20 protein-coding genes and 1 pseudogene are annotated in these 20,109 nt (G+C 69.6%); 7 read left to right on the top strand and 14 right to left on the bottom strand.

The genetic code is table 11. The features are described 5' to 3' along the window. Nucleotides 1-84: 84 nt before the first annotated feature. Complete coding sequence (locus HLK59_RS24890; RefSeq protein WP_171143723.1) at nucleotides 85-963, top strand: ABC transporter permease; 879 nt, start codon at nucleotides 85-87, stop codon at nucleotides 961-963. Here HLK59_RS24890 and HLK59_RS24895 read toward each other — a convergent pair. Next, a complete protein-coding gene (locus HLK59_RS24895; RefSeq protein ID WP_171143724.1) occupies nucleotides 960-1,289 on the bottom strand; it encodes an ATP/GTP-binding protein in 330 nt (109 codons plus the stop codon). The two genes, HLK59_RS24890 and HLK59_RS24895, sit on opposite strands and share 4 nt — an antisense overlap. A gap of 223 nt (nucleotides 1,290-1,512) precedes the next feature. Here HLK59_RS24895 and HLK59_RS24900 point away from each other — a divergent pair, with 223 nt between their 5' ends. Continuing rightward, nucleotides 1,513-2,541: an LLM class flavin-dependent oxidoreductase gene (locus HLK59_RS24900; protein ID WP_171143725.1), complete on the top strand. Its 1,029-nt coding sequence runs from the start codon at nucleotides 1,513-1,515 to the stop codon at nucleotides 2,539-2,541. 86 nt (nucleotides 2,542-2,627) lie between these two features. Here HLK59_RS24900 and HLK59_RS24905 read toward each other — a convergent pair whose 3' ends face one another. Next, nucleotides 2,628-3,020: an SCO5389 family protein gene (locus tag HLK59_RS24905; protein WP_171143726.1), complete on the bottom strand. Its 393-nt coding sequence runs from the start codon at nucleotides 3,018-3,020 to the stop codon at nucleotides 2,628-2,630. Nucleotides 3,021-3,269: 249 nt separating this feature from the next. On the opposite strand from HLK59_RS24905, the gene nucS reads away from it, so the two are divergent. Beyond that, nucleotides 3,270-3,953, top strand: coding sequence for an endonuclease NucS (gene nucS, locus HLK59_RS24910; protein ID WP_206327550.1), 684 nt, complete (start codon nucleotides 3,270-3,272; stop codon nucleotides 3,951-3,953). A gap of 82 nt (nucleotides 3,954-4,035) precedes the next feature. Here the strand turns inward: nucS and HLK59_RS24915 are convergent, their stop codons facing one another. The 4 genes and pseudogenes from HLK59_RS24915 to HLK59_RS24930 all read right to left on the bottom strand — a co-directional run. Then, on the bottom strand, nucleotides 4,036-6,543 hold the full coding sequence (locus HLK59_RS24915; RefSeq protein ID WP_171143728.1) for an ATP-binding protein: 2,508 nt from the start codon (nucleotides 6,541-6,543) through the stop codon (nucleotides 4,036-4,038). 255 nt (nucleotides 6,544-6,798) lie between these two features. Next, nucleotides 6,799-7,122 carry an STAS domain-containing protein gene (locus HLK59_RS24920; protein ID WP_067029557.1) on the bottom strand — a complete coding sequence of 108 codons (324 nt, stop codon included), beginning with the start codon at nucleotides 7,120-7,122 and terminating at the stop codon, nucleotides 6,799-6,801. Nucleotides 7,123-7,284: 162 nt separating this feature from the next. Beyond that, nucleotides 7,285-8,133, bottom strand: coding sequence for a 3-hydroxyacyl-CoA dehydrogenase family protein (locus HLK59_RS24925; RefSeq protein ID WP_171143729.1), 849 nt, complete (start codon nucleotides 8,131-8,133; stop codon nucleotides 7,285-7,287). A 136-nt stretch (nucleotides 8,134-8,269) separates the two neighbouring features. Beyond that, nucleotides 8,270-8,401, bottom strand: a pseudogene (locus HLK59_RS24930) (TetR/AcrR family transcriptional regulator); the annotation flags it as partial. 98 nt (nucleotides 8,402-8,499) lie between these two features. Between HLK59_RS24930 and HLK59_RS24935 the strand changes: the two are divergent. After that, a complete protein-coding gene (locus tag HLK59_RS24935; RefSeq protein WP_171143730.1) occupies nucleotides 8,500-9,072 on the top strand; it encodes a cob(I)yrinic acid a,c-diamide adenosyltransferase in 573 nt (190 codons plus the stop codon). On the opposite strand, the gene HLK59_RS24940 is transcribed toward HLK59_RS24935, so the two are convergent. Continuing rightward, nucleotides 8,998-9,606 (bottom strand): hypothetical protein, encoded by a 609-nt coding sequence (locus tag HLK59_RS24940; protein WP_171143731.1) that lies wholly within the window; start codon nucleotides 9,604-9,606, stop codon nucleotides 8,998-9,000. The two genes, HLK59_RS24935 and HLK59_RS24940, sit on opposite strands and share 75 nt — an antisense overlap. A gap of 152 nt (nucleotides 9,607-9,758) precedes the next feature. Here HLK59_RS24940 and HLK59_RS24945 point away from each other — a divergent pair, with 152 nt between their 5' ends. The 3 genes from HLK59_RS24945 (at nucleotide 9,759) to HLK59_RS24955 (ending at nucleotide 13,526) form a co-directional block, all read left to right on the top strand. Next, nucleotides 9,759-10,940: a histidine kinase gene (locus HLK59_RS24945; protein ID WP_240982628.1), complete on the top strand. Its 1,182-nt coding sequence runs from the start codon at nucleotides 9,759-9,761 to the stop codon at nucleotides 10,938-10,940. Next, nucleotides 10,937-11,578 (top strand): response regulator transcription factor, encoded by a 642-nt coding sequence (locus HLK59_RS24950; RefSeq protein ID WP_171143733.1) that lies wholly within the window; start codon nucleotides 10,937-10,939, stop codon nucleotides 11,576-11,578. Before HLK59_RS24945 ends, HLK59_RS24950 begins: the two co-directional genes overlap by 4 nt. A gap of 118 nt (nucleotides 11,579-11,696) precedes the next feature. After that, nucleotides 11,697-13,526: a glycoside hydrolase family 18 chitinase gene (locus tag HLK59_RS24955; protein ID WP_171143734.1), complete on the top strand. Its 1,830-nt coding sequence runs from the start codon at nucleotides 11,697-11,699 to the stop codon at nucleotides 13,524-13,526. A 24-nt stretch (nucleotides 13,527-13,550) separates the two neighbouring features. Here the strand turns inward: HLK59_RS24955 and HLK59_RS24960 are convergent, their stop codons facing one another. The 7 genes from HLK59_RS24960 to HLK59_RS24990 form a co-directional block, all read right to left on the bottom strand. Further along, nucleotides 13,551-13,997 (bottom strand): DUF2550 domain-containing protein, encoded by a 447-nt coding sequence (locus HLK59_RS24960; RefSeq protein WP_171143735.1) that lies wholly within the window; start codon nucleotides 13,995-13,997, stop codon nucleotides 13,551-13,553. A 128-nt stretch (nucleotides 13,998-14,125) separates the two neighbouring features. Beyond that, a complete protein-coding gene (locus tag HLK59_RS24965) occupies nucleotides 14,126-14,500 on the bottom strand; it encodes a F0F1 ATP synthase subunit epsilon (RefSeq protein ID WP_171143736.1) in 375 nt (124 codons plus the stop codon). A gap of 116 nt (nucleotides 14,501-14,616) precedes the next feature. Further along, nucleotides 14,617-16,053: a F0F1 ATP synthase subunit beta gene (gene atpD, locus HLK59_RS24970; protein WP_171143737.1), complete on the bottom strand. Its 1,437-nt coding sequence runs from the start codon at nucleotides 16,051-16,053 to the stop codon at nucleotides 14,617-14,619. Then, nucleotides 16,053-16,970: a F0F1 ATP synthase subunit gamma gene (locus HLK59_RS24975; protein WP_171143738.1), complete on the bottom strand. Its 918-nt coding sequence runs from the start codon at nucleotides 16,968-16,970 to the stop codon at nucleotides 16,053-16,055. Before HLK59_RS24975 ends, atpD begins: the two co-directional genes overlap by 1 nt. Before the next feature lie 20 nt (nucleotides 16,971-16,990). After that, entirely contained in the window at nucleotides 16,991-18,583 is a 1,593-nt protein-coding gene (gene atpA / locus HLK59_RS24980) for a F0F1 ATP synthase subunit alpha (protein WP_171143739.1), read from the bottom strand. Between the two features lie 131 nt (nucleotides 18,584-18,714). After that, nucleotides 18,715-19,536: a F0F1 ATP synthase subunit delta gene (locus HLK59_RS24985; RefSeq protein WP_171143740.1), complete on the bottom strand. Its 822-nt coding sequence runs from the start codon at nucleotides 19,534-19,536 to the stop codon at nucleotides 18,715-18,717. Then, nucleotides 19,533-20,081 (bottom strand): F0F1 ATP synthase subunit B, encoded by a 549-nt coding sequence (locus HLK59_RS24990; RefSeq protein ID WP_171143741.1) that lies wholly within the window; start codon nucleotides 20,079-20,081, stop codon nucleotides 19,533-19,535. Before HLK59_RS24990 ends, HLK59_RS24985 begins: the two co-directional genes overlap by 4 nt. Nucleotides 20,082-20,109 lie beyond the last annotated feature (28 nt).

Raw genomic sequence — 20,109 nt, forward strand, 5'->3', positions numbered from 1 at the left:
GCCGGCCCCCGCCGCCGTTCCGGCAGCGCCCGCCGCCGGCGCCCCGCAGCCCGCCGCCGACCTGACGAAGTCCGAGGACGCCCGATGAGCACGCCCCAGCCCCCGATGCCGCAGGCCGCCGCACCCGACTGGCAGGCGGCGCCCGCTCCTTCGTACGCCGCGTACACCTCGCCGATCCCGGTGGTGCGCACGCATCTCGGACACGCGATCGCCTCGGAGTGGACGAAGATCCGCTCGGTGCGCTCGACGATGTGGACGCTGGGCGTCTTCGTGCTGCTGGTCGTCGGTATCGGCCTGCTCGCCGCCGCCGTGGTGTCGAGCAGCGCCGGGGACAGCGGACTGTCCGGCGAGAACCCGCTGTCGTTCGGCTTCTTCGGACTGCTGCTCGGCACGATGTGCGTGATCACGCTCGGTGTGCTGACCACGGCCTCCGAGTACGGCACCGGCATGATCCGCACGACGATGACCGCGTGCCCGAGCCGTGGCCGGGTGCTGACCGCGAAGGCCATCGTCTTCTTCCTGGTCGCCTTCGCCGTCACGTTCGCGTCGGTCCTGCTGGTCGCCCTCGCCGACGTGGCCCTGCTCGACGGCACCGGGGTGAAGGACCCCTCCGGCAGCGAGTGGCTCAAGGGCACCCTCGGCATCTCGCTCTACATCGCGCTGCTCGGCCTGCTCTCGCTGGTCGTCGGCTCGATCATCCGGCACTCCGCGGGCGCCATCACCATCATGATCGGCCTGGTGCTGGCCCCGCTGGTCATCGCCCTGTTCATGTTCTCGTCCTCGCTGGAGGACCTGCGCACGGCCCTGTTCGAGTACTCCATCCCGAACCAGCTGAGCGTCTTCTACTCCAACTCGCTCACCGAGACCGGCCCCTCCGGCTGGGACCCGCTGTGGATCATCGCGGGGGTGACGGCCGCCGCGTTCGCCGGCGCCTACGCCCTGCTCAACCAGCGGGACGTCTAGAACTTCGGCGCGTTACGGGACCGCTGCACCCGCGAGGTGCGGCGGTCCTTCGCGTTCCAGCACGCCTTGTGCCAGTGCCGGCGCTCGTCGACGCCCGAGTGCTCCGGCCAGGCCACCACGTGCGGGACGCCGTCGGGGATCAACTGGTCGCAGCCCGGGCAGCGGTAGGACTTGCCCTGGGAACTCGCCCCCGCCACATGGCGGACGTTCCACTGCTCGCCCTGCCAGCTCTCCGTCGACTGGAAGCCGCCGTAACGGCCCGAGCGGTCCTCCCCGTCCGGGTCTGACGGGTCGGATCCCTTGGGTCGGTTGCGACGCGGGGACACAGAACACCTCACGGGGCTATACAGGAAGCACGGGCTGTGTCCAGCCTACGCGGCGCGGAGGCGGGTAGGCGTAGGGGACCAACCCCCACAAGTGCCCCTTCGGATCGACCCATTCTGCAGACAATCCGAGTATCTCTTCGCCAGGCCGTGTCCTCGGCACGTGTCAGACGGTTATGCCCGGTGGGGGAGCTCCGCGTCGGAGCCAAGGAAGCAGGAAAAGCACATGCGCGTTGGAAGTTTCGTGTTGGCGGCCCAGTTCCCGGGGCAGGGCCAGGGGGAGGCGCTGCACCGCGCGGTCCGCTCGGCCGAGGCGGCCGAGGAAGCCGGCCTCGACTCGGTCTGGCTGGCCGAGCATCACTTCGTGCCGTACGGCACCTGTCCATCGGCGATCACCCTGGCGGCGTTACTGCTGGGCCGCACCCGTCGCCTCCGGGTCGGCACCGCGGTCAGCGTGCTGCCCACCGTCCACCCGGTCGCCCTCGGCGAGCAGGCCGCGCTGCTGCACATCGCGTCCGGCGGACGGTTCTCGCTGGGTGTGGGGCGCGGCGGGCCGTGGGTGGACCTGGAGGTGTTCGGCTCGGGTCTGGAGGCCTACGAGTCGGGGTTCCCGGAATCACTCGATCTGCTGGTGCGCTGGCTGCGCGAACCGTCGGTGGCGGCCGCCGGCGAGCGCTTCGCCTTCCGTGAAGTGCCCGTCGTACCGCGGCCGTCGGAGTCCCTGTCGGAGGAGCCGGGCCCCGAGGTCGTCGTCGCGTGCACGTCCCCGGCGAGTGTGCGGCTGGCCGCCGAGCGCGGGCTGCCGATGCTGCTCGGGATGCATGTGGGGGACGAGGAGAAGGCCGAGATGGTCTCCCTGTGGCGCACCCACGCGCGCGCGGCGGGCCGTTCGCCCGAGGAGGTGCTGGACGCGGCCCATGTCTCGGCCGGGGTCTGCCAGATCGCGGACCGGCGCACGGACGCGGTGGAGACCCTGGTGAAGGCGATGCCGGGCTGGCTGCGGCAGGGCCTGGAGGCCCATGTGACGGTCGACGGCCGGCATCGCTCGATGCGCGACCCGGTGGCGTACACCGAACTGCTCTGCGGGCTCCACCCGGTGGGCACTCCGCGGCTCTGCGCCGACCGGCTCGCGGCGACCAGCGAGCGGACCGGCATCTCCCGCTTCGCCCTGCTCGTGGAGGGCTCGGGGGACCTGGCGGCCACGGAGGAGAACGTCCGGCGGCTGGGCGCCGAGGTGCTCCCCCACCTCGGCTGACCGTGCGCACCGCACCTGACGTGCTTGCCGCCCCGATACTTGATGCACCTCCCGCGTACGGAGCGGCAAGCAGGCAGCTCGCTGCCTCAGCAGTCCCGGAACTCCGGTGACTGGTTGAGCAGCTGGCTACGGACCGAGGTGAAGCGGGCCAGCGACTCGTCCACCGAGCCGTCCAGCGGGAACACCGCCACACGGTGGCAGTTCTGGAAGGCCAGTCGCACCCCGAAGTGCCGTTGCAGCGCGCCGCGTATCGCGTCACTCGCGAGCGCACGCAGCAGCTGACCGCGTGCCTGCTCGTCCGGCGGAGGCGTCTGGTTGTCGGCGAACGAGCCGCCGTCGACCTTCAGCTGGGCCACCAGGGAGCTGACCATCTCCCATGCGTAGGGCAGGGAGGTCCGGACGCAGTCGACGAATTCCGCTTCGTCGACCTCGCCTCGCTCGGCCTTCTCGAGTAGGGCCGGTGAGACGTCGAGCGACATGGGTTCTCCTCTCGCACCCCCGAACAGGAATTCAGGGGTTGCCGGACAGGTAAGGGAGTTCGCGAATCCGAACACGCTGTGTGTACGCCCCGCGACCTCCCGGTTACTACGGTAAGCAACGGACGGTGACGGCACCAGGAAAATGAGTACATAGAGAGCCCTCATTGGGCCCACAATCGGCCACAAACGAACATCGCGTTTCTGGGGCGAATCGCGTGGACCCAGGCCCGTCGAGTAGCGTTGCCGACCATGCGTCTCGTCATTGCCCGGTGCTCCGTGGACTACGCGGGCCGGCTCACCGCCCACCTCCCGTCCGCCCCCCGTCTCATCCTGGTGAAGGCGGACGGCAGCGTGTCGATCCATGCGGACGACCGGGCCTACAAGCCCCTGAACTGGATGTCGCCGCCCTGCACGTTGAAGGAGGAGTCGGGGGACTTTCCCGAGGGCGCCGTGGGCGTCTGGACCGTCGTCAACAAGGGCGGCGAGAAGCTGATCATCACCATGGAGGAGATCCTCCACGACTCCTCGCACGAACTGGGCGTGGATCCCGGCCTGATCAAGGACGGCGTGGAAGCACACCTTCAGGAACTGCTCGCCGACCGCATCGACACCCTCGGCGACGGCTACACGCTGATCCGCCGCGAGTACATGACGGCCATCGGCCCGGTCGACATCCTGTGCCGGGACGCCGAGGGCCAGACCGTCGCGGTGGAGATCAAGCGGCGCGGCGAGATCGACGGCGTGGAGCAACTCACCCGCTATCTGGAGCTGTTGAACCGCGATCCCCATCTCGCCCCGGTCCGCGGCGTCTTCGCGGCCCAGGAGATCAAGCCCCAGGCCCGCGTCCTGGCCACGGACCGCGGCATCGGCTGCACGGTCCTCGACTACGACGCGCTGCGCGGCATCGAGGACGACAAACTGCGGCTGTTCTGACCGTCACTTCGGCTTCTACGACGAAGAGGGCCGGGTCCTGTTTCCAGGACCCGGCCCTCTCGTGTGCCGTGGGGCGGGCGTCTCAGATCACGGCGCCCGAACCGCTCGGCGAGCCCGCGTCACTGCTCTCCGGCGCGCTGGCGGAGGTGCTCGCCGGTGCGCTGGAGGAGGCGGGACCGCTGGCGGAGTCGGTCGTGGACGGCTCCTCCGTAGGTGTCGCTGACGGACTCGGCGTCGGCGACGCCGTGTCGCTGGGCTCGGTCTCCGTCGGCGTCGGGCTCGTGCTCGGCGTCGACGAGGTCGGCGGCTTCGTGCTCGACGACGAAGGCTTCGGCGAAGTCGGCTTGGTCGGCGTGCTCGACGACCCGTTCGTCCCGCTCGGGTCGTCCGAAGGCTCCGCGGTGTCCGTCGGTGTCGGGTCGTCGGACGTGCCGTAGGTGCCGTCGGGGCCCGGGTCGGTCGGCCTGCTGGTGGCCTCGCCGGTGTCGCCCTTGTCGTCGTTCTTCGGCACGTCGGCGCCCAGGCTGCCGTCGTCCGCGCCCTGGCTGGCCGACGGGTTGGGGCCGACCTTGGTGGACGGGTTGTCGTTGTCGGGGTTGGAGGTGGCGCCGAGCGTCACCACCGTGCCGAGCACCGCCGCGAGCAGCGCGCCCGCGCCGGCCGCGACGAGGTTGCGGCGGGCGAGGCCCTTCAGACCGCCCCGGGCCTTGCGGTTGGGAGCGGAGGCCGCCGGGACCCGGTTGGTGACCAGGGTCGAGTGGTCGAGCGGCGACTGGAGCGGCGGGAAGGCCGTGGGCACCCCGCCGGGAGGCGACTGGGACTCCTCGTGACGGGCGTCGGGCACTTCCTCGCCCGCCATGGCCGATATGCCGAGCGGGGTGCCCGAGCGGTCGGAGACCAGAGCCAGTGCCCGGCGGCCGGCCACCGTGCCGCGCTTGTCGGCGAGTGCGCCGCGCAGCCCGATGGAGGACTCCAGTTCGGAGCGGGCCCGGTCGAGCTGGTCGGCGCACAGCGCGAGGACGCCCAACTCGTGGTGGAAGTAGGCCTGTTCGCCCACGTCACCGGAGAGCCGGGAGGCCTCGGCGCCGAACCGCAGGGTCCGCTCCCAGGCACTCCAGTGCAGCCCCGCGGCGAACGCGGGCGCCGCCGTGCGGGCCAGCTGGACGGTGACGCTCTCCTCGTCCTCGACGGGCGGGACGGCGGCCGGCACGAGGATGCCGAGCGCGGCGAGCACGGCGTCCGCCTCGGCGCACACCCGCTCGGGGGTGACCGAGGGATGCCCGGCCCACCAGGCGTAGTGCTGGGCGGCGGCGAGGGCCTGGGCCTCGGTGTCGGTGCCGTATCCGGCGGCCTCCAGCTGGGCCTGCACCCCGGCGGCGAGCCGGTAGCGGGTGCCGACCGGGGAGACCAGCGCGCAGTCCAGCAGTTCACCGAGGGCGGCGTCCGCGTGGGTGTCGCCGACGAGGGCGGGCAGATGTGCCTGGTGCGGCACCTCGCCGCCGAGCGCCACGGCGAACCGCAGTGCGGCGCGCGCCGAGTCGCTGAGCCGGGTGGCGAGCAGGGCCGCGGGCGCGGCTCCCTCGGCGAGCGAGGGCAGCGGTACGTCGTGTCCGTCGCCGGCCTCGAAGGGCGCGTCGACCTGGGCTTCCTGGAAGACGCCGAACTCGTCGAAGGCTTCCGCGCTGGCCCGCAGTTCGTCGCGCTGGCGCAGCAGGGCGCCGGCCTGGACGAAGCGCAGTGGCAGGCCCTCGGACTCGAACCAGAGGTCGCCGGCCCAGTTGGCCTCCTCCTCGGTGAGGACCCGGCCGACACCGCGCTCCAGGAGCTCGACGCCGCCGGCCCGGTCCAGGCCGCTGAGGAATACCTCCTCGAGAGCCGAGTCGGCGGACGGCGCGGGCACGTCCGGTGTCGTGGCGACCAGGAAGGCGCACTCGGGGGTGGCGTCCAGGAGTTCGTCGAGCGCGGCGCCGCCGAACTCGACGTCGTCCAGGACGACGACCGCGCCGATCTCCCGGACGTACCCGAGCAGCTCGTCCCGCGCGGGCCGGTGCAGGGGGGCGTCGAAGACGGCGTAGAAGAGGTCGTACAGCAGGTCGTCGGCCGTGCGGTGGAAGCCGGTCAGCCGGACCACGCCGTCGGGGGCGAGGTCCGAGCAGTCCTCGGCGAGGAGATCGAGCAGGCTGGTGCGACCGGAGCCGGCGGGGCCGGTGAGACGTACGGAGCGGCCGCGGGCGACCAGGCGTACCAGTCGTTCACGCTCGTCCTGGCGGGCCAGGAGGTGCAGCGTGGGCCGGTTGAGGCCGGCCGGTACGGGTGGCTTCGCCGCGCGGTCCACCTCGGCGCGTTCGGCGGCACCGAGCTTCCGCGGCCGCGCGGGCCGCTCGCCGGGCGGGCAGCTCTCTATCTCGCTGCCGTCGACGGGGTTGACGGTGAGCAGGTAGTCGCCGGACACCAGCTGCACGGTGCGGGCCAGGGCGGGTGTGCTCTGGCCGAAGTCGGGTGTGAGGGGGTCCCTGGGCGGGCGCTGGCGCGGCGTGTCGCCGTCACCGTCATGGCCGTACTCCTCGGGTCCCCGGTTGTTCGGGTCCATAGGTTCAAGCCCCCCAAAAGCGTCGTGTGCCGAGCCCCTCCCGGCCTTGCTGCACACCGCGCTGTCGCTTCTGGTCCGGGCCCGCTCATTCAGGGATGTTCACTCAGCGGGCGACCGAACCCTAAACCTTCGCACAGTATCTACGACAGCCCGGGGTACCGCGCCGTCCGAGACGTCACAGTCTCGTGAGGATTGTGCGCGACGTGCGTTTCACCGTCACAGCACCCGGCCCTCACACCGCATCCACACATGGGGTCACACCCGGGGCAGTGACTCCACCCCGATGCCGCCCTCGATCGCCAGGATCCGGTGCAGCCGGGTGGCCACCAGCAGGCGCTGCATCTGCGGCGGTACGTCGCGCAGCACCAGGCGTCGGCCGCAGCGGCCGGCCCTGCGGTGGGCCCCCATGATCACCCCGAGTCCGGTGGCGTCCCAGGAGTCGAGCTCGGACAGATCCAGCACCAGATCGCCGACTCCGTCGTCGACGGCCGTGTGCAGGACCGTACGGGCGTCCGCCGCGCTGCGGACGTCGAGGCGGCCCCCGACGACCAGCTCGGCGTGGTCGCCCCTGATGAACATATGCGCTCCCCGTGGTGCGTCTCGTGCTCCGCGAATGTGATGTCCGGTGATGCAACGTCTGACTGCCTTGAGCCGTCATAGGTTGCCGTCTGTAAGCGAACCGATACCGAATTCACCCTTGGGTGTGAGACCACAGGGGCCTGTGCGGTTTCAGTGCCTGGTTCAGTGCTTGTAGAAGCCCTGCCCGCTCTTGCGCCCGATGTCACCGGCGTCAACCATCCGGCGCATCAGCTCCGGCGGGGCGAACTTCTCGTCCTGGGTCTCGGTGTAGATGTTGCTCGTGGCGTGCAGCAGGATGTCGACGCCGGTGAGGTCGGCCGTGGCGAGCGGGCCCATGGCGTGGCCGAAGCCGAGCTTGCAGGCGAGGTCGATGTCCTCGGCGGTGGCGACGCCCGACTCGTAGAGCTTGGTCGCCTCGACGACGAGGGCTGAGATGAGCCGGGTGGTCACGAAGCCGGCGACGTCCCGGTTGACGACGATGCAGGTCTTGCCGACGGACTCGGCGAACTCCCGTGCGGTGGTGAGGGCTTCGTCGCTCGTCTTGTAGCCGCGGACCAGCTCGACGAGCTGCATCATCGGCACCGGCGAGAAGAAGTGCACCCCGACGACCCGCTCGGGGCGCTCGGTGGCCGCCGCGATCTTGGTGATCGGGATGGCGGAGGTGTTGGAGGCGAGTACGGCGTCCTCGCGGACGATCTTGTCGAGCGCGCGGAAGATCTCGTGCTTCACTTCGAGCTTCTCGAAGACGGCCTCGACGACGATGTCGGCGTCCGCGACGGCGTCCAGGTCGGTGGTCACGGTGATTCGGCCCAGGGCGGCGTCGGCGTCGTGCGCCTCCATCTTCCCCTTGCTCACGAACTTGTCGTACGAGGCCTCGATGCCGTCGGTGCCACGCTTGAGCGCCTCGTCGGTGACGTCCCGCAGGACGACGTCCCAGCCCGCCTGAGCGGAGACCTGGGCGATCCCGGAACCCATCAAGCCGGCGCCGATGACGGCAAGCTTCCGTGCCACTGTGAGACTCCCCTTTGAACGCCTTACATGCTGTTTACGTATGCCTCTTCGGCGGACCTTAGCGGGCGTGAGGTGCTGTGTGACCGGTTAGTAATGCGCGTCACGTCTCATCTGACGGACATCACACCGGCAGGGGTCATCCGTGGTCTCGTACGGCGTAGTTGAGCGCGTTCTCGCTCAACAGCTCCTCGATGTCGTCAAAAAGCGTCAGCACCTCTCGTGACACTTCGTCCGGATTGCGCCCGGCGGCCATCTGACCGGCGATCAGCCCCGGGAGCGGAGCGGCGGCGCCCGCCCTCGCGCCACTCGCCGTGACAGTGGGCACACGCGTGTTCCGGACGGCCGGGGCGTAACTACGCTGGGCCCATGGTCAATCTGACGCGCATCTACACCAGGACCGGCGACCAGGGCACCACCGCCCTCGGCGACATGAGCCGGGTCGCCAAGACCGATCTGCGGATCTCGGCGTACGCCGACGCCAACGAGGCGAACGCGGTGATCGGGACGGCGATCGCGCTGGGCGGGCTCGACGAGGAGATCGTCAAGGTCCTCACCCGGGTACAGAACGACCTGTTCGACGTGGGCGCGGACCTGTCGACGCCGGTCGTGGAGGACCCGGAGTTCCCGCCGCTGCGGGTCGAGCAGTTCTACGTCGACAAGCTGGAGGCGGACTGCGACCACTTCAACGAGCGGCTGGAGAAGCTCCGCTCCTTCATCCTGCCCGGCGGCACACCAGGTGCGGCCCTGCTGCACCAGGCATGCACGGTCGTACGACGCGCCGAGCGCCAGACATGGGCTGCCCTGGAGGTACACGGCGAGGCGATGAACCCGCTCACGGCGACCTATCTGAACCGGCTCTCGGACCTACTGTTCATCCTGGCGCGGACGGCCAACAAGGACGTCGGGGACGTGCTCTGGGTCCCGGGTGGGGAGCGCTGACGCCGGCTGCTTCTTCGGCCAGATCGTGTACGACAGCGCGATGAGGCCGTAGATACCGACCGTCCGCAGCGCCACCCACTGGAACGAGCGCAGTGAGCTGATGTCGCCGGAGTCCCCGACGTACCAGACGGCGAGCTGGAGGAGACCGGCCGCCACCGCTCCCCCGTACACGGCCCGCAGCCACAGCTTCGCCTCGTGGGCGGCGCGGGCCCGCCCGTACCGCGGGGGCTTCGGCGGGCGCGAGGCCCCGGCCAGGCGGTGTGCGGCGTGGCCGTCCAGCCAGCGGATCGTGTAGTGGCCGAAGGCCACCGTGTACCCGATGTAGAGCGCCGCCAGGCCGTGCTCCCAGCCCGGTTCGGCGCCGTTCTTGAGGTCGATCGCCGTGGCGGCGAACAGGACCAGCTCCAGCACCGGCTCGCACAGCAGCAGCACCACACTGGTCCGGCGCCACTCCAGCAGGTACCGGACGGCCAGGCCCAGGGCCAGCAGCACCCAGAAACCCACTTCACAGGCGATGATCAGCGCGACGATCACGACTCGCTCCTCTCGGTCACCCTTCCAGGCTCCCGTCGGGAACAGCCGCTCTCGTCGTCGGCGATGACGAACTCGCGGTACATCGAAGGATGCAGTGCACAACCGTTCGCGGGGATCAGGCGGAGCGCGGACCTCCCGTGTTGGATGGGGTCATGGCCGTACGACTGCCCCGCCCGCACCGGTTCGACGTGTACGTCGCTGTCGGAGGGCTCCTCGGCGGCCTGCTGCTGATGGCCATAGGGCTGGGCACCCGGCGGTCCGCCGACCCGATCACCCTCTTCGACGGCCCCTGGCCGGTGCTGGTGCCGCTCGTCGTGATGGCCGGCTGCGAGCTGCTGCGCCGCACGGCGCCCCGCACGGCCCTGCTCACCGGCACGGCCGCGATCTGCGCCGACCTGGTGACCCAGGGCAGTCTGGCCACCGTCCTGATGTTCACCGACCTCGTGTACGCGGCCGTCCTGTACGGCCCGCTCGCCTCGGCCCGCCGTATCCAGTGGATCACCGGCCTGCTCACCGTGATCGGGACGCTGGTGCCGCTCGCCGTGTGGCGGGAGCCCGAGGCGCTGCTGATCGGCGTGGTCGTCGGGGTGGTCGCCTACGCGCCGGCCGCCACCGGCTGGATCGTGCGCAACCACCGCGATGCCGCCGAGGCCGCCCTGCTGCGCGCCGAACAGACCGCGCTGCTCGCCGAGATGGACCGCAGCCAGGCCGTCGGCGCCGAGCGCGCCCGGATGGCCCGCGAGCTGCACGACATGGTGGCCAACCACCTCTCGGCGATCGCCATCCACTCCACGGCCGCGCTCTCCCTCGACGACCCGAAGACCTCCCAGGAGGCCCTCACGGTCATCCGGGAGAACAGTGTCGAGGGGCTGTCCGAGATGCGTCGGCTGATCGGCATCCTGCGGGACAGCAGCGGCGATCTGGAACCGGTCGCAGCTCCGACACTCGACGGACTCGGCTCCCTGGTCGACGGCGCCCGCGCCAACGGGCTCGACGTCGGCCTCGACCTCGACCACGGCCCGTTGCCGACGCCGGTCGAGCTCGCCGCCTACCGCATCGTCCAGGAGTCCCTGACCAACGCCCTCAAGCACGCGTGCCCGGGCCGTGTCACCGTCGCCCTCGCCCAGCGGGACGGGTCCCTCGCCGTCCTCGTGACCAGCCCGTACGGCCACCGGGACGGCCCGCGCGCCCCTGGTTCCGGGGCCGGGCTCGTCGGGATGCGGGAGCGGGCCGCGCTGCTGGGCGGCACGTTCGAGGCAGGGCCCGACGGCGCCCTGTGGGCCGTCCGCGCCGTCCTCCCCGTCACCGACGTCACTGAAGGAGATCCCGCATGATTCGCGTGCTCGTCGCCGAGGACCAGTCCGCCGTCCGCGCCGGGCTGGTCCTCATCCTGCGCAGCGCGCCTGACATCGAGGTGGTCGGCGAGGCCGCGCACGGCGAACAGGCGGTGGCGCTGGCCCGGGAACTGCGGCCCGACCTCGTGCTGATGGACGTACAGATGCCGCGTCTGGACGGGGTGTCGGCGACCCGGATGGTCACGGAGGAGGGGCTCGCGGACGTCCTCGTGCTGACCACCTTCGACCTCGACGAGTATGTGTTCGGGGCGCTCAGGGCCGGGGCCGCCGGGTTCCTGCTGAAGAACACCGAGGCGAAGGACCTCGTGGAGGCGGTCCGCACGGTGGCGCGCGGCGAGGGGATCGTCGCTCCGGCCGTCACCCGCCGGCTGATCTCCGAGTTCGCCGCCAAGCCCGTACGGCAGCCGAGCACCGACCCAGCAGTCCTGGACATCCTCACCCGCAGGGAACGCGAGGTGTTGTCCTGCCTGGGCGAGGGACTGTCCAACGCGGACATCGCGGCCCGTCTCGACATGGCGGAGGCGACGGTGAAGACGCACGTCAGCCGACTACTGGGGAAGCTGGATCTGCGCAGCCGCGTGCAAGCCGCCGTGCTGGCGCAGGAGTTGGGTGTCTGAGCGATCACATACAGAGTGGTCCAGACCTATTGACCCGTGGTCCAGACCTTTCTATTCTCGCCGCACCGTGGGCGTGAAGGCTCAGTCGCGCCCCCAACACCCCTCAAGGAGGCGCGGCATGCGCTTCAGACACAGAGTGGCGGCAGGGATAGCGACCCTGGTGCTCCCCTTCGCCGGCCTCGTCGGCCTCGCGAGCCCCGCCCAGGCCGCGACATCGGCGACCGCCACCTACGCCAAGACACAGGACTGGGGCACCGGCTTCGAAGGCAAGTGGACCGTCAAGAACACCGGCGACACCTCCCTCAGCTCCTGGACCGTCGAGTGGGACTTCCCCTCCGGCACGTCCGTCACCTCCGCCTGGGACGCCGACGTCACCTCCTCCGGCACCCACTGGACCGCCAAGAACAAGTCCTGGAACGGCACCCTCGCCCCCGGCGCCTCCGTCTCCTTCGGCTTCAACGGCACCGGGTCCGGCTCCCCGTCCAACTGCAAGCTCAACAGCGGCAGTTGTGACGGCGGCACCACGACCCCCGGCGACAGCGCGCCGAGCGCCCCCGGCACCCCGACCGCCTCCGGCATCACCAACACCTCGGTGACCCTGTCCTGGAGCGCGGCCACCGACGACAACGGCATCAAGAACTACGACGTCCTGCGCGGCGGCACCAAGGTCGCCACCGTGACGACGACGTCGTACACCGACACCGGCCTGACCGCCGGCACCGCGTACTCGTACACGGTCCAGGCCCGTGACACCGCCGACCAGACCGGCCCGGTCAGCGGCGCTGTCGCGGTCACCACCACCGGCGGCACCACGGACCCGCCGCCCACCACCGGCGGCAAGGTCAAGCTGGGCTACTTCACCGAGTGGGGCGTCTACGGGCGCAACTACCACGTCAAGAACCTGGTGTCCTCCGGCTCCGCGTCGAAGATCACCCACATCAACTACGCGTTCGGCAACGTCAAGGACGGCAAGTGCGTCGTCGACGACACCTACGCCGCCTACGACAAGGCCTACACCGCCGACCAGTCCGTCAGCGGCGTCGCCGACACCTGGGACCAGCCGCTGCGCGGCAACTTCAACCAGCTGCGCCAGCTGAAGGCCAAGTACCCGAACATCAAGGTGCTGTACTCCTTCGGCGGCTGGACCTACTCCGGCGGCTTCGCCCAGGCCGCGGCCAACCCGGCCGCGTTCGCCGCCTCCTGCAAGTCCGTGGTGGAGGACCCGCGCTGGGCCGATGTCTTCGACGGCATCGACATCGACTGGGAGTACCCGAACGCCTGCGGTCTGACCTGTGACACCAGCGGCGCGGCCGCCTTCAAGAACCTGATGTCGGCGCTGCGCAGCGAGTTCGGCAGCAGCTACCTCGTCACCGCGGCCATCACCGCCGACGGTTCCTCCGGCGGCAAGATCGACGCGGCCGACTACGGCGGCGCCTCGGCCTACGTCGACTGGTACAACGTGATGACGTACGACTACTTCGGCGCCTTCAACGCGCAGGGCCCGACCGCCCCGCACTCGCCGCTCACCTCGTACACCGGCATCCCGCAGGCGGGCTTCAACTCCGCCGACGCCATCGCCAAGCTGAAGTCCAAGGGCGTGGCATCCGGCAAGCTGCTGCTCGGCATCGGCTTCTACGGCCGCGGCTGGACCGGCGTCACCCAGGCCGCCCCCGGCGGCACGGCGACCGGCGCGGCTCCCGGCACCTATGAGGCGGGCATCGAGGACTACAAGGTCCTCAAGACGTCCTGCCCCGCCACCGGCACCATCGCCGGCACGGCGTACGCCTACTGCGGCAGCAACTGGTGGTCGTACGACACCCCCGCCACCATCGGCACCAAGATGACCTGGGCCAAGAACCAGAGCCTCGGCGGGGCGTTCTTCTGGGAGTTCAGCGGCGACACCAGCAACGGTGAGCTGGTGAGCGCCATCAACAGCGGGCTGTCGTAAGCGGGTTACGACCGTCGGTAGGAACTAGGCGACATTGACGCGCTGACCGGGCGGGGCTGCTTCCAGCCACGCGAGAAAACCGGTCAGCGCGTCTTCGCTCATGGCGAGTTCAAGTCGCGTGCCCCGGTGCAGACAGGTCAGGATGACGGCGTCGGAGAGCAGCGCCAGCTCCTCCTCGCCCTCGGGATGACGACGCCCCGCGACCTCGATCGCGGCGCGCTCCAGGATGCGGCGCGGGCGGTAGGCGTAGGAGAAGACGCGGTACCACTCGATGCGGTCGCCGTTGTAGCGGGCGACACCGTAGCTCCAGCCCTTGCCGTTGGTGTCGGGTTTCTCCGGGACGTCCCAGCGCAGCGAACAGTCGAAGGTGCCACCGGAGCGCTGGATGAGTCTGCGACGAAGGCCGAAGACGAACAGTCCCAGCACCACGAGTGCCACGACGATTCCGCACACAGTCAGAGCGAGGACCATCGACACCGACCTCCTCGTCTACTCGGTAACGGAATGGAAAAAACATCCACATTTGCCTCAGCCGCGACCAGGGCCGGATTGCTCCGGTCCCAGCCGCGGCTGAGTGACGTCATAGGCGTGACGCGCGGCTAGCGCGTCGCCGCCGCACGGATGCGTACGTCCGCGCGACGCTCGGCGGCGGCGTCACCCTCCGCCTTCGCGCGCTCCAGCTCGCGTTCCGCGCGCTGGATGTCGATCTCGTCCGACAGCTCGGCGATCTCGGCCAGCAGCGACAGCTTGTTGTCCGCGAACGAGATGAAACCGCCGTGCACCGCGGCGACGACCGTTCCACCATCACTCGTACGGATGGTCACCGGGCCCGACTCCAGCACACCGAGCAGCGGCTGGTGACCGGGCATGACGCCGATGTCGCCGGACGTGGTGCGCGCGACGACCAGGGTGGCCTCGCCGGACCAGACCTCTCGGTCGGCCGCGACCAGCGCGACGTGCAGCTCAGCAGCCAAGGTGGCTCCTCGGGTCACCACCCGGCTGTTCGGCCGGGTGTTGGTTACAAGTCTAGTAGGCGTGAAAGAGGGGGCGGGACGTACCCCGCCCCCTCAGTCGAACTCAGTCACTGAGTTCAGGAGACGCCGAGCTCCTTGGCGTTGGCCTTGAGGTCCTCGATGCCACCGCACAGGAAGAACGCCTGCTCCGGGAAGTGGTCGTAGTCGCCGTCGATGATCGCGTTGAACGCGGTGATCGACTCGTCCAGCGGTACGTCCGACCCGTCGACGCCGGTGAACTGCTTGGCGACGTGGGTGTTCTGGGACAGGAAGCGCTCCACGCGACGGGCACGGTGGACGACGAGCTTGTCCTCTTCGCCCAGCTCGTCGATACCGAGGATCGCGATGATGTCCTGAAGGTCCTTGTACTTCTGCAGGACCGTCTTGACACGCATGGCCGTGTTGTAGTGGTCCGCCGCGATGTAGCGGGGGTCCAGGATGCGGGACGTGGAGTCCAGCGGGTCCACGGCCGGGTAGATGCCCTTCTCGGAGATCGGACGGGAGAGCACCGTCGTCGCGTCGAGGTGGGCGAAGGTGGTGGCCGGGGCCGGGTCGGTCAGGTCGTCCGCGGGGACGTAGATCGCCTGCATCGAGGTGATCGAGTGACCACGGGTCGAGGTGATGCGCTCCTGGAGGAGACCCATCTCGTCGGCCAGGTTCGGCTGGTAGCCCACCGCGGAGGGCATCCGGCCGAGCAGGGTCGAGACCTCGGAACCGGCCTGCGTGAAGCGGAAGATGTTGTCGATGAAGAACAGCACGTCCTGCTTCTGCACATCGCGGAAGTACTCCGCCATGGTCAGACCGGCCAGCGCCACGCGCAGACGGGTGCCCGGGGGCTCGTCCATCTGACCGAAGACCAGGGCGGTCTTGTCGATGACGCCCGACTCGGCCATCTCCTCGATGAGGTCGTTGCCCTCACGGGTGCGCTCACCGACACCGGCGAACACGGAGACACCGTCGTGGTTGTTGGCGACGCGGTAGATCATCTCCTGGATGAGCACCGTCTTGCCGACGCCGGCACCACCGAACAGACCGATCTTTCCACCCTTGACGTACGGGGTGAGAAGGTCGATGACCTTGACGCCGGTCTCGAACATCTCGGTCTTCGACTCGAGCTCGTCGAAGTTCGGGGCCTTGCGGTGGATGCCCCAGCGCTCGCCGTCGTACTGCTCGTCGGTGTTCAGCACCTCACCGAGGGTGTTGAACACCTTGCCCTTGGTGAAGTCGCCGACGGGCACCGTGATGGAGGCACCGGTGTCGGTCACCGCGGCCTGGCGGACCAGACCGTCGGTGGGCTGCATCGAGATGGTGCGGACCAGGCCGTCACCCAGGTGCTGGGCGACCTCCAGGGTCAGCGTCTTCTTCGCGCCGTCCTGGGCCGGGTCGGCCACCTCGACGTGAAGGGCGTTGTAGATGTCGGGCATGGCGTCGACGGGGAATTCCACGTCGACGACCGGGCCGATGACCCGGGCGACGCGGCCCGTGGCAACGGCCGTCTCAACTGTCGTCGTCATTACCTGTCACTCCCCGCGGTCGCGTCGGCCAGGGCTGCGGAGCCACCGACGATCTCGCTGATTTCCTGGGTGATTTCGGCCTGGCGGGCCGCGTTGGCAAGTCGGGAGAGGCTGGTGATCAGGTCTCCCGCGTTGTCGGTGGCCGACTTCATCGCGCGGCGTGTGGCGGCGTGCTTGGAAGCGGCCGACTGGAGCAGCGCGTTGTAGATACGGCTCTCGACGTACCGCGGCAGCAGGGCGTCGAGGACGTCCTCCGCCGAGGGCTCGAAGTCGTAGAGCGGAAGGATCTCGCCCTTGGGCGCGGCCTCCGCGGCGACCTCTTCGAGGCTGAGCGGCAGCAGACGGTCGTCGAGCGCCGTCTGCGTCATCATCGAGACGAACTCGGTGAAGACGATGTGGAGTTCGTCCACGCCGCCCTCGGCCGTGTCCTTCTCGATGGCCTCGATCAGCGGACCCGCGACCTTCTTGGCGTCCGCGTACGTGGGCTCGTCGGTGAAGCCCGCCCACGACTCCACGACCTTGCGCTCGCGGAAGTTGTAGTGGGCCAGACCGCGGCGGCCGACGATGTACGTGTCGACCTCCTTGCCCTCGGCCTCAAGACGCGCGGTCAGCTGCTCCGCCACCTTGATGGCGTTGGAGTTGAACGCGCCGGCGAGACCACGGTCGCTCGACAGGAGCAGCACCGCGGACCGCACGACCGTGTCGGCCTGCGTGGTCAGCGGGTGCTTCGTGTTCGAGCCGGTACCGACCGCCGTGACCGCACGCGTCAGTTCCTGCGCGTACGGCGTGGAGGCCGCCACCTTGCGCTGCGCCTTGACGACACGCGAGGCGGCGATCATCTCCATCGCCTTCGTGATCTTCTTGGTCGCGGTGACGGATCGGATGCGACGCTTGTAGACCCGGAGCTGGGCTCCCATGAGTCAGGTCCCTTCCGTCGTCACTTGGCCGCGGCGGCCGGCGCGTCTTCGCCGAGAAGCTTGCCGTCCGAGGTCTCGAACTGCTTCTTGAAGTCCGCGATGCCGTCGGCGATGGCGGTGAGGGTGTCGTCCGACATCTTGCCGCCCTCCTTGATGGAGGTCATGAGGCCCTGCTCCTTGCGGTGCAGGTACTCCAGGAGCTCCTTCTCGAAGCGGCGGATGTCGGCGACCGGGACGTCGTCCATCTTGCCGGTGGTACCGGCCCACACGGAGACGACCTGGTCCTCGGTCGGCATCGGCTGGTACTGAGCCTGCTTGAGCAGCTCGACCAGACGCTGACCGCGCTCCAGCTGGGACTTCGACGCGGCGTCCAGGTCGGAACCGAAGGCGGCGAACGCCTCCAGCTCGCGGTACTGGGCGAGGTCGAGGCGGAGACGACCCGAAACCTGCTTCATCGCCTTGTGCTGCGCGGAACCACCGACTCGGGAGACGGAGATACCGACGTTCAGCGCGGGGCGCTGACCGGCGTTGAACAGGTCCGACTCCAGGAAGCACTGGCCGTCGGTGATGGAGATGACGTTGGTCGGGATGAACGCCGACACGTCGTTCGCCTTGGTCTCGACGATCGGCAGACCCGTCATGGAACCGGCGCCGAGCTCGTCGGAGAGCTTCGCGCAGCGCTCCAGGAGGCGGGAGTGCAGGTAGAAGACGTCACCCGGGTAGGCCTCACGCCCCGGCGGGCGGCGCAGCAGCAGGGACACGGCGCGGTAGGCGTCGGCCTGCTTCGAGAGGTCGTCGAAGATGATGAGGACGTGCTTGCCCTCGTACATCCACTGCTGACCGATGGCCGAACCGGTGTAGGGCGCCAGGTACTTGAAGCCGGCCGGGTCGGACGCCGGGGCGGCGACGATGGTCGTGTACTCCAGCGCGCCGGCCTCTTCCAGGGCGCCACGCACGGAGGCGATGGTCGAGCCCTTCTGGCCGATGGCGACGTAGACGCAGCGGACCTGCTTCTTCGGGTCGCCGGAGCGCCAGTTGTCACGCTGGTTGATGATCGTGTCGACGGCCAGGGCGGTCTTGCCGGTCTGACGGTCACCGATGACCAGCTGACGCTGGCCACGGCCGATCGGGGTCATCGCGTCGACGGCCTTGTAGCCGGTCTCCATCGGCTCGTGCACCGACTTACGGGCCATGACGCCCGGAGCCTGCAGCTCAAGGGCGCGACGACCGCTGGTCTCGATCTCGCCGAGACCGTCGATCGGGTTGCCGAGGGGGTCGACGACACGGCCGAGGTAGCCCTCGCCCACGGCGACCGACAGGACCTCACCGGTACGCGTGACCGGCTGACCCTCCTCGATGCCACTGAACTCACCGAGGACGATGGCGCCGATCTCGCGCTCTTCCAGGTTGAGCGCGAGGCCGAGGGTGCCGTCCTCGAACTTCAGCAGTTCGTTGGCCATGGCCGAGGGAAGACCCTCGACCTTCGCGATGCCGTCGCCGGCAAGGGTGACCGTACCGACCTCCTCGCGCGAGGCCGCGTCCGGCTTGTACGACTGGACGAAGTTCTCCAGCGCGTCCCGGATCTCCTCCGGCCGGATCGTGAGCTCCGCCATCTGGGTTCCCTGCTCTCCTTGTTGGGCCCGAAGTTTCACTTTGGGGGGATGGGGACTCCCCCCTGGAAAAAGGGTGAATCCTCTGCACGGCCCAACCGGGCCGTCTGTACGTACTGCTATGAAGTTGCTGCTCAGCCGGCCAGGCGGCGGCCGGCGTCCTCGATGCGGTCCGCGAGGGAGCCGTTGATGACCTCGTCGCCGACCTGCACCCGGATCCCGCCGAGGACCTCGGGGTCCACGTCGATGTTGAGGTGCATCGTGTGGCCGTAGAGCTTCGCGAGGGCGGCGCCCAGGCGCTGCTTCTGCGTGTCACTCAGCGGCACCGCCGAGGTGACGACGGCGACCAGCCGGTCCCGGCGCTCGGCGGCGAGCTTGGACAGGGACTCCAGTCCCGACTCCAGGCTACGTCCCCGGGGCGCGGTCACAAGACGCGTCACCAGACGCTCGGTGGTCGCGTGGGCACGGCCGCCGAGCAGGCTGCGCAGCAGCTCGCCCTTGGCCGACGCCGTCGCGGCGCGGTCGGTCAGCGCGGCGCGCAGCCCGGTGTTCGAAGAGACGATCCGGCCGAAGCGGAACAGTTCGTCCTCGACGTCGTCGAGAGCGCCCGTCTGCTGTGCGGCGGTGAGGTCGGCGATGTTCGCCAGCTCCTCCAGGGCGTCCGCGAGGTCACGCGACTGCGACCAGCGGGAGCGCACCATGCCGGACACCAGATCGGCGGCCTCGCCGCCCACCTGGCCGCCGAGGAGGCGCTGGGCCAGTTCGGCCTTGGCCTCGCCGGCCTGCGCCGGGTCGGTGAGGACCCGACGCAGCGACACCTCGCGGTCGAACAGCGCGGTGACGGCGGCCAGCTCGCCGGCGAGCGTGCCGGCGTTCACGGACGTGCTGTCCGTCAGCGCGTCAAGACGCTCACGTGCGGCTGCCGCAGCCTCGCGGCTCGCTCCGTGCGCTGTCATCGAGTCGCCTCGGCCTTCTCCTCGAGCTCGTCGAGGAAGCGGTCGATCACGCGGCTCTGTCGGGCGTGGTCCTCGAGGGACTCGCCGACGAGCTTGCCGGCCAGGTCGGTGGCGATCTTGCCGACGTCCTGACGCAGCGCGGAGGACGCGGCCTTGCGGTCCGCCTCGATCTGCGCGTGCCCGGCGGCGACGATCTCCTCGCGCTGCCGCTGGCCTTCCGCGCGCATCTCGGCGATGAGCGTGGCGCCCTGCTCCTGCGCCTCCTGGCGCAGACGCGCGGCCTCGTGCCGGGCCTCGGTGAGCTGGGCCTTGTACTGCTCAAGGACGCTCTGGGCCTCGACCTGAGCTGCCTCGGCCTTCTCGATTCCGCCTTCGATCGCCTCGCGGCGCTCCTCCAGAACCTTGTTGATGTTCGGGAGCAGCTTCTTCCAGAAGAAGAAGAACACGATGGCGAAGGCGATGGTGCCTACGAGCAGCTCGGGGCCCGGAGGAACAAGCGGGTTCTGCTTTTCCTCGGCCGCCAGCTGCATCAGGTTGGCGATCACATCAGTGCCTTTCGTGGAAAGGTTGGCT

It is taken from the genome of Streptomyces sp. S3(2020) (genome assembly GCF_013044505.1).
Taxonomy (GTDB): Bacteria; Actinomycetota; Actinomycetes; order Streptomycetales; family Streptomycetaceae; genus Streptomyces.

What these genes read in the sequence shown, in the direction of transcription:
- HLK59_RS24890 (WP_171143723.1), top strand. Translation starts at nt 85, where the DNA reads ATGAGCACGCCCCAGCCCCCGATGCCGCAGGCCGCCGCACCCGACTGG.
- HLK59_RS24900 (WP_171143725.1), top strand. Translation starts at nt 1,513, where the DNA reads ATGCGCGTTGGAAGTTTCGTGTTGGCGGCCCAGTTCCCGGGGCAGGGC.
- HLK59_RS24905 (WP_171143726.1), bottom strand. Translation starts at nt 3,020, where the DNA reads ATGTCGCTCGACGTCTCACCGGCCCTACTCGAGAAGGCCGAGCGAGGC.
- nucS (WP_206327550.1), top strand. Translation starts at nt 3,270, where the DNA reads ATGCGTCTCGTCATTGCCCGGTGCTCCGTGGACTACGCGGGCCGGCTC.
- HLK59_RS24915 (WP_171143728.1), bottom strand. Translation starts at nt 6,543, where the DNA reads ATGGACCCGAACAACCGGGGACCCGAGGAGTACGGCCATGACGGTGAC.
- HLK59_RS24920 (WP_067029557.1), bottom strand. Translation starts at nt 7,122, where the DNA reads ATGTTCATCAGGGGCGACCACGCCGAGCTGGTCGTCGGGGGCCGCCTC.
- HLK59_RS24935 (WP_171143730.1), top strand. Translation starts at nt 8,500, where the DNA reads ATGGTCAATCTGACGCGCATCTACACCAGGACCGGCGACCAGGGCACC.
- HLK59_RS24945 (WP_240982628.1), top strand. Translation starts at nt 9,759, where the DNA reads ATGGCCGTACGACTGCCCCGCCCGCACCGGTTCGACGTGTACGTCGCT.
- HLK59_RS24950 (WP_171143733.1), top strand. Translation starts at nt 10,937, where the DNA reads ATGATTCGCGTGCTCGTCGCCGAGGACCAGTCCGCCGTCCGCGCCGGG.
- HLK59_RS24955 (WP_171143734.1), top strand. Translation starts at nt 11,697, where the DNA reads ATGCGCTTCAGACACAGAGTGGCGGCAGGGATAGCGACCCTGGTGCTC.
- HLK59_RS24960 (WP_171143735.1), bottom strand. Translation starts at nt 13,997, where the DNA reads ATGGTCCTCGCTCTGACTGTGTGCGGAATCGTCGTGGCACTCGTGGTG.
- atpD (WP_171143737.1), bottom strand. Translation starts at nt 16,053, where the DNA reads ATGACGACGACAGTTGAGACGGCCGTTGCCACGGGCCGCGTCGCCCGG.
- HLK59_RS24975 (WP_171143738.1), bottom strand. Translation starts at nt 16,970, where the DNA reads ATGGGAGCCCAGCTCCGGGTCTACAAGCGTCGCATCCGATCCGTCACC.
- atpA (WP_171143739.1), bottom strand. Translation starts at nt 18,583, where the DNA reads ATGGCGGAGCTCACGATCCGGCCGGAGGAGATCCGGGACGCGCTGGAG.
- HLK59_RS24985 (WP_171143740.1), bottom strand. Translation starts at nt 19,536, where the DNA reads ATGACAGCGCACGGAGCGAGCCGCGAGGCTGCGGCAGCCGCACGTGAG.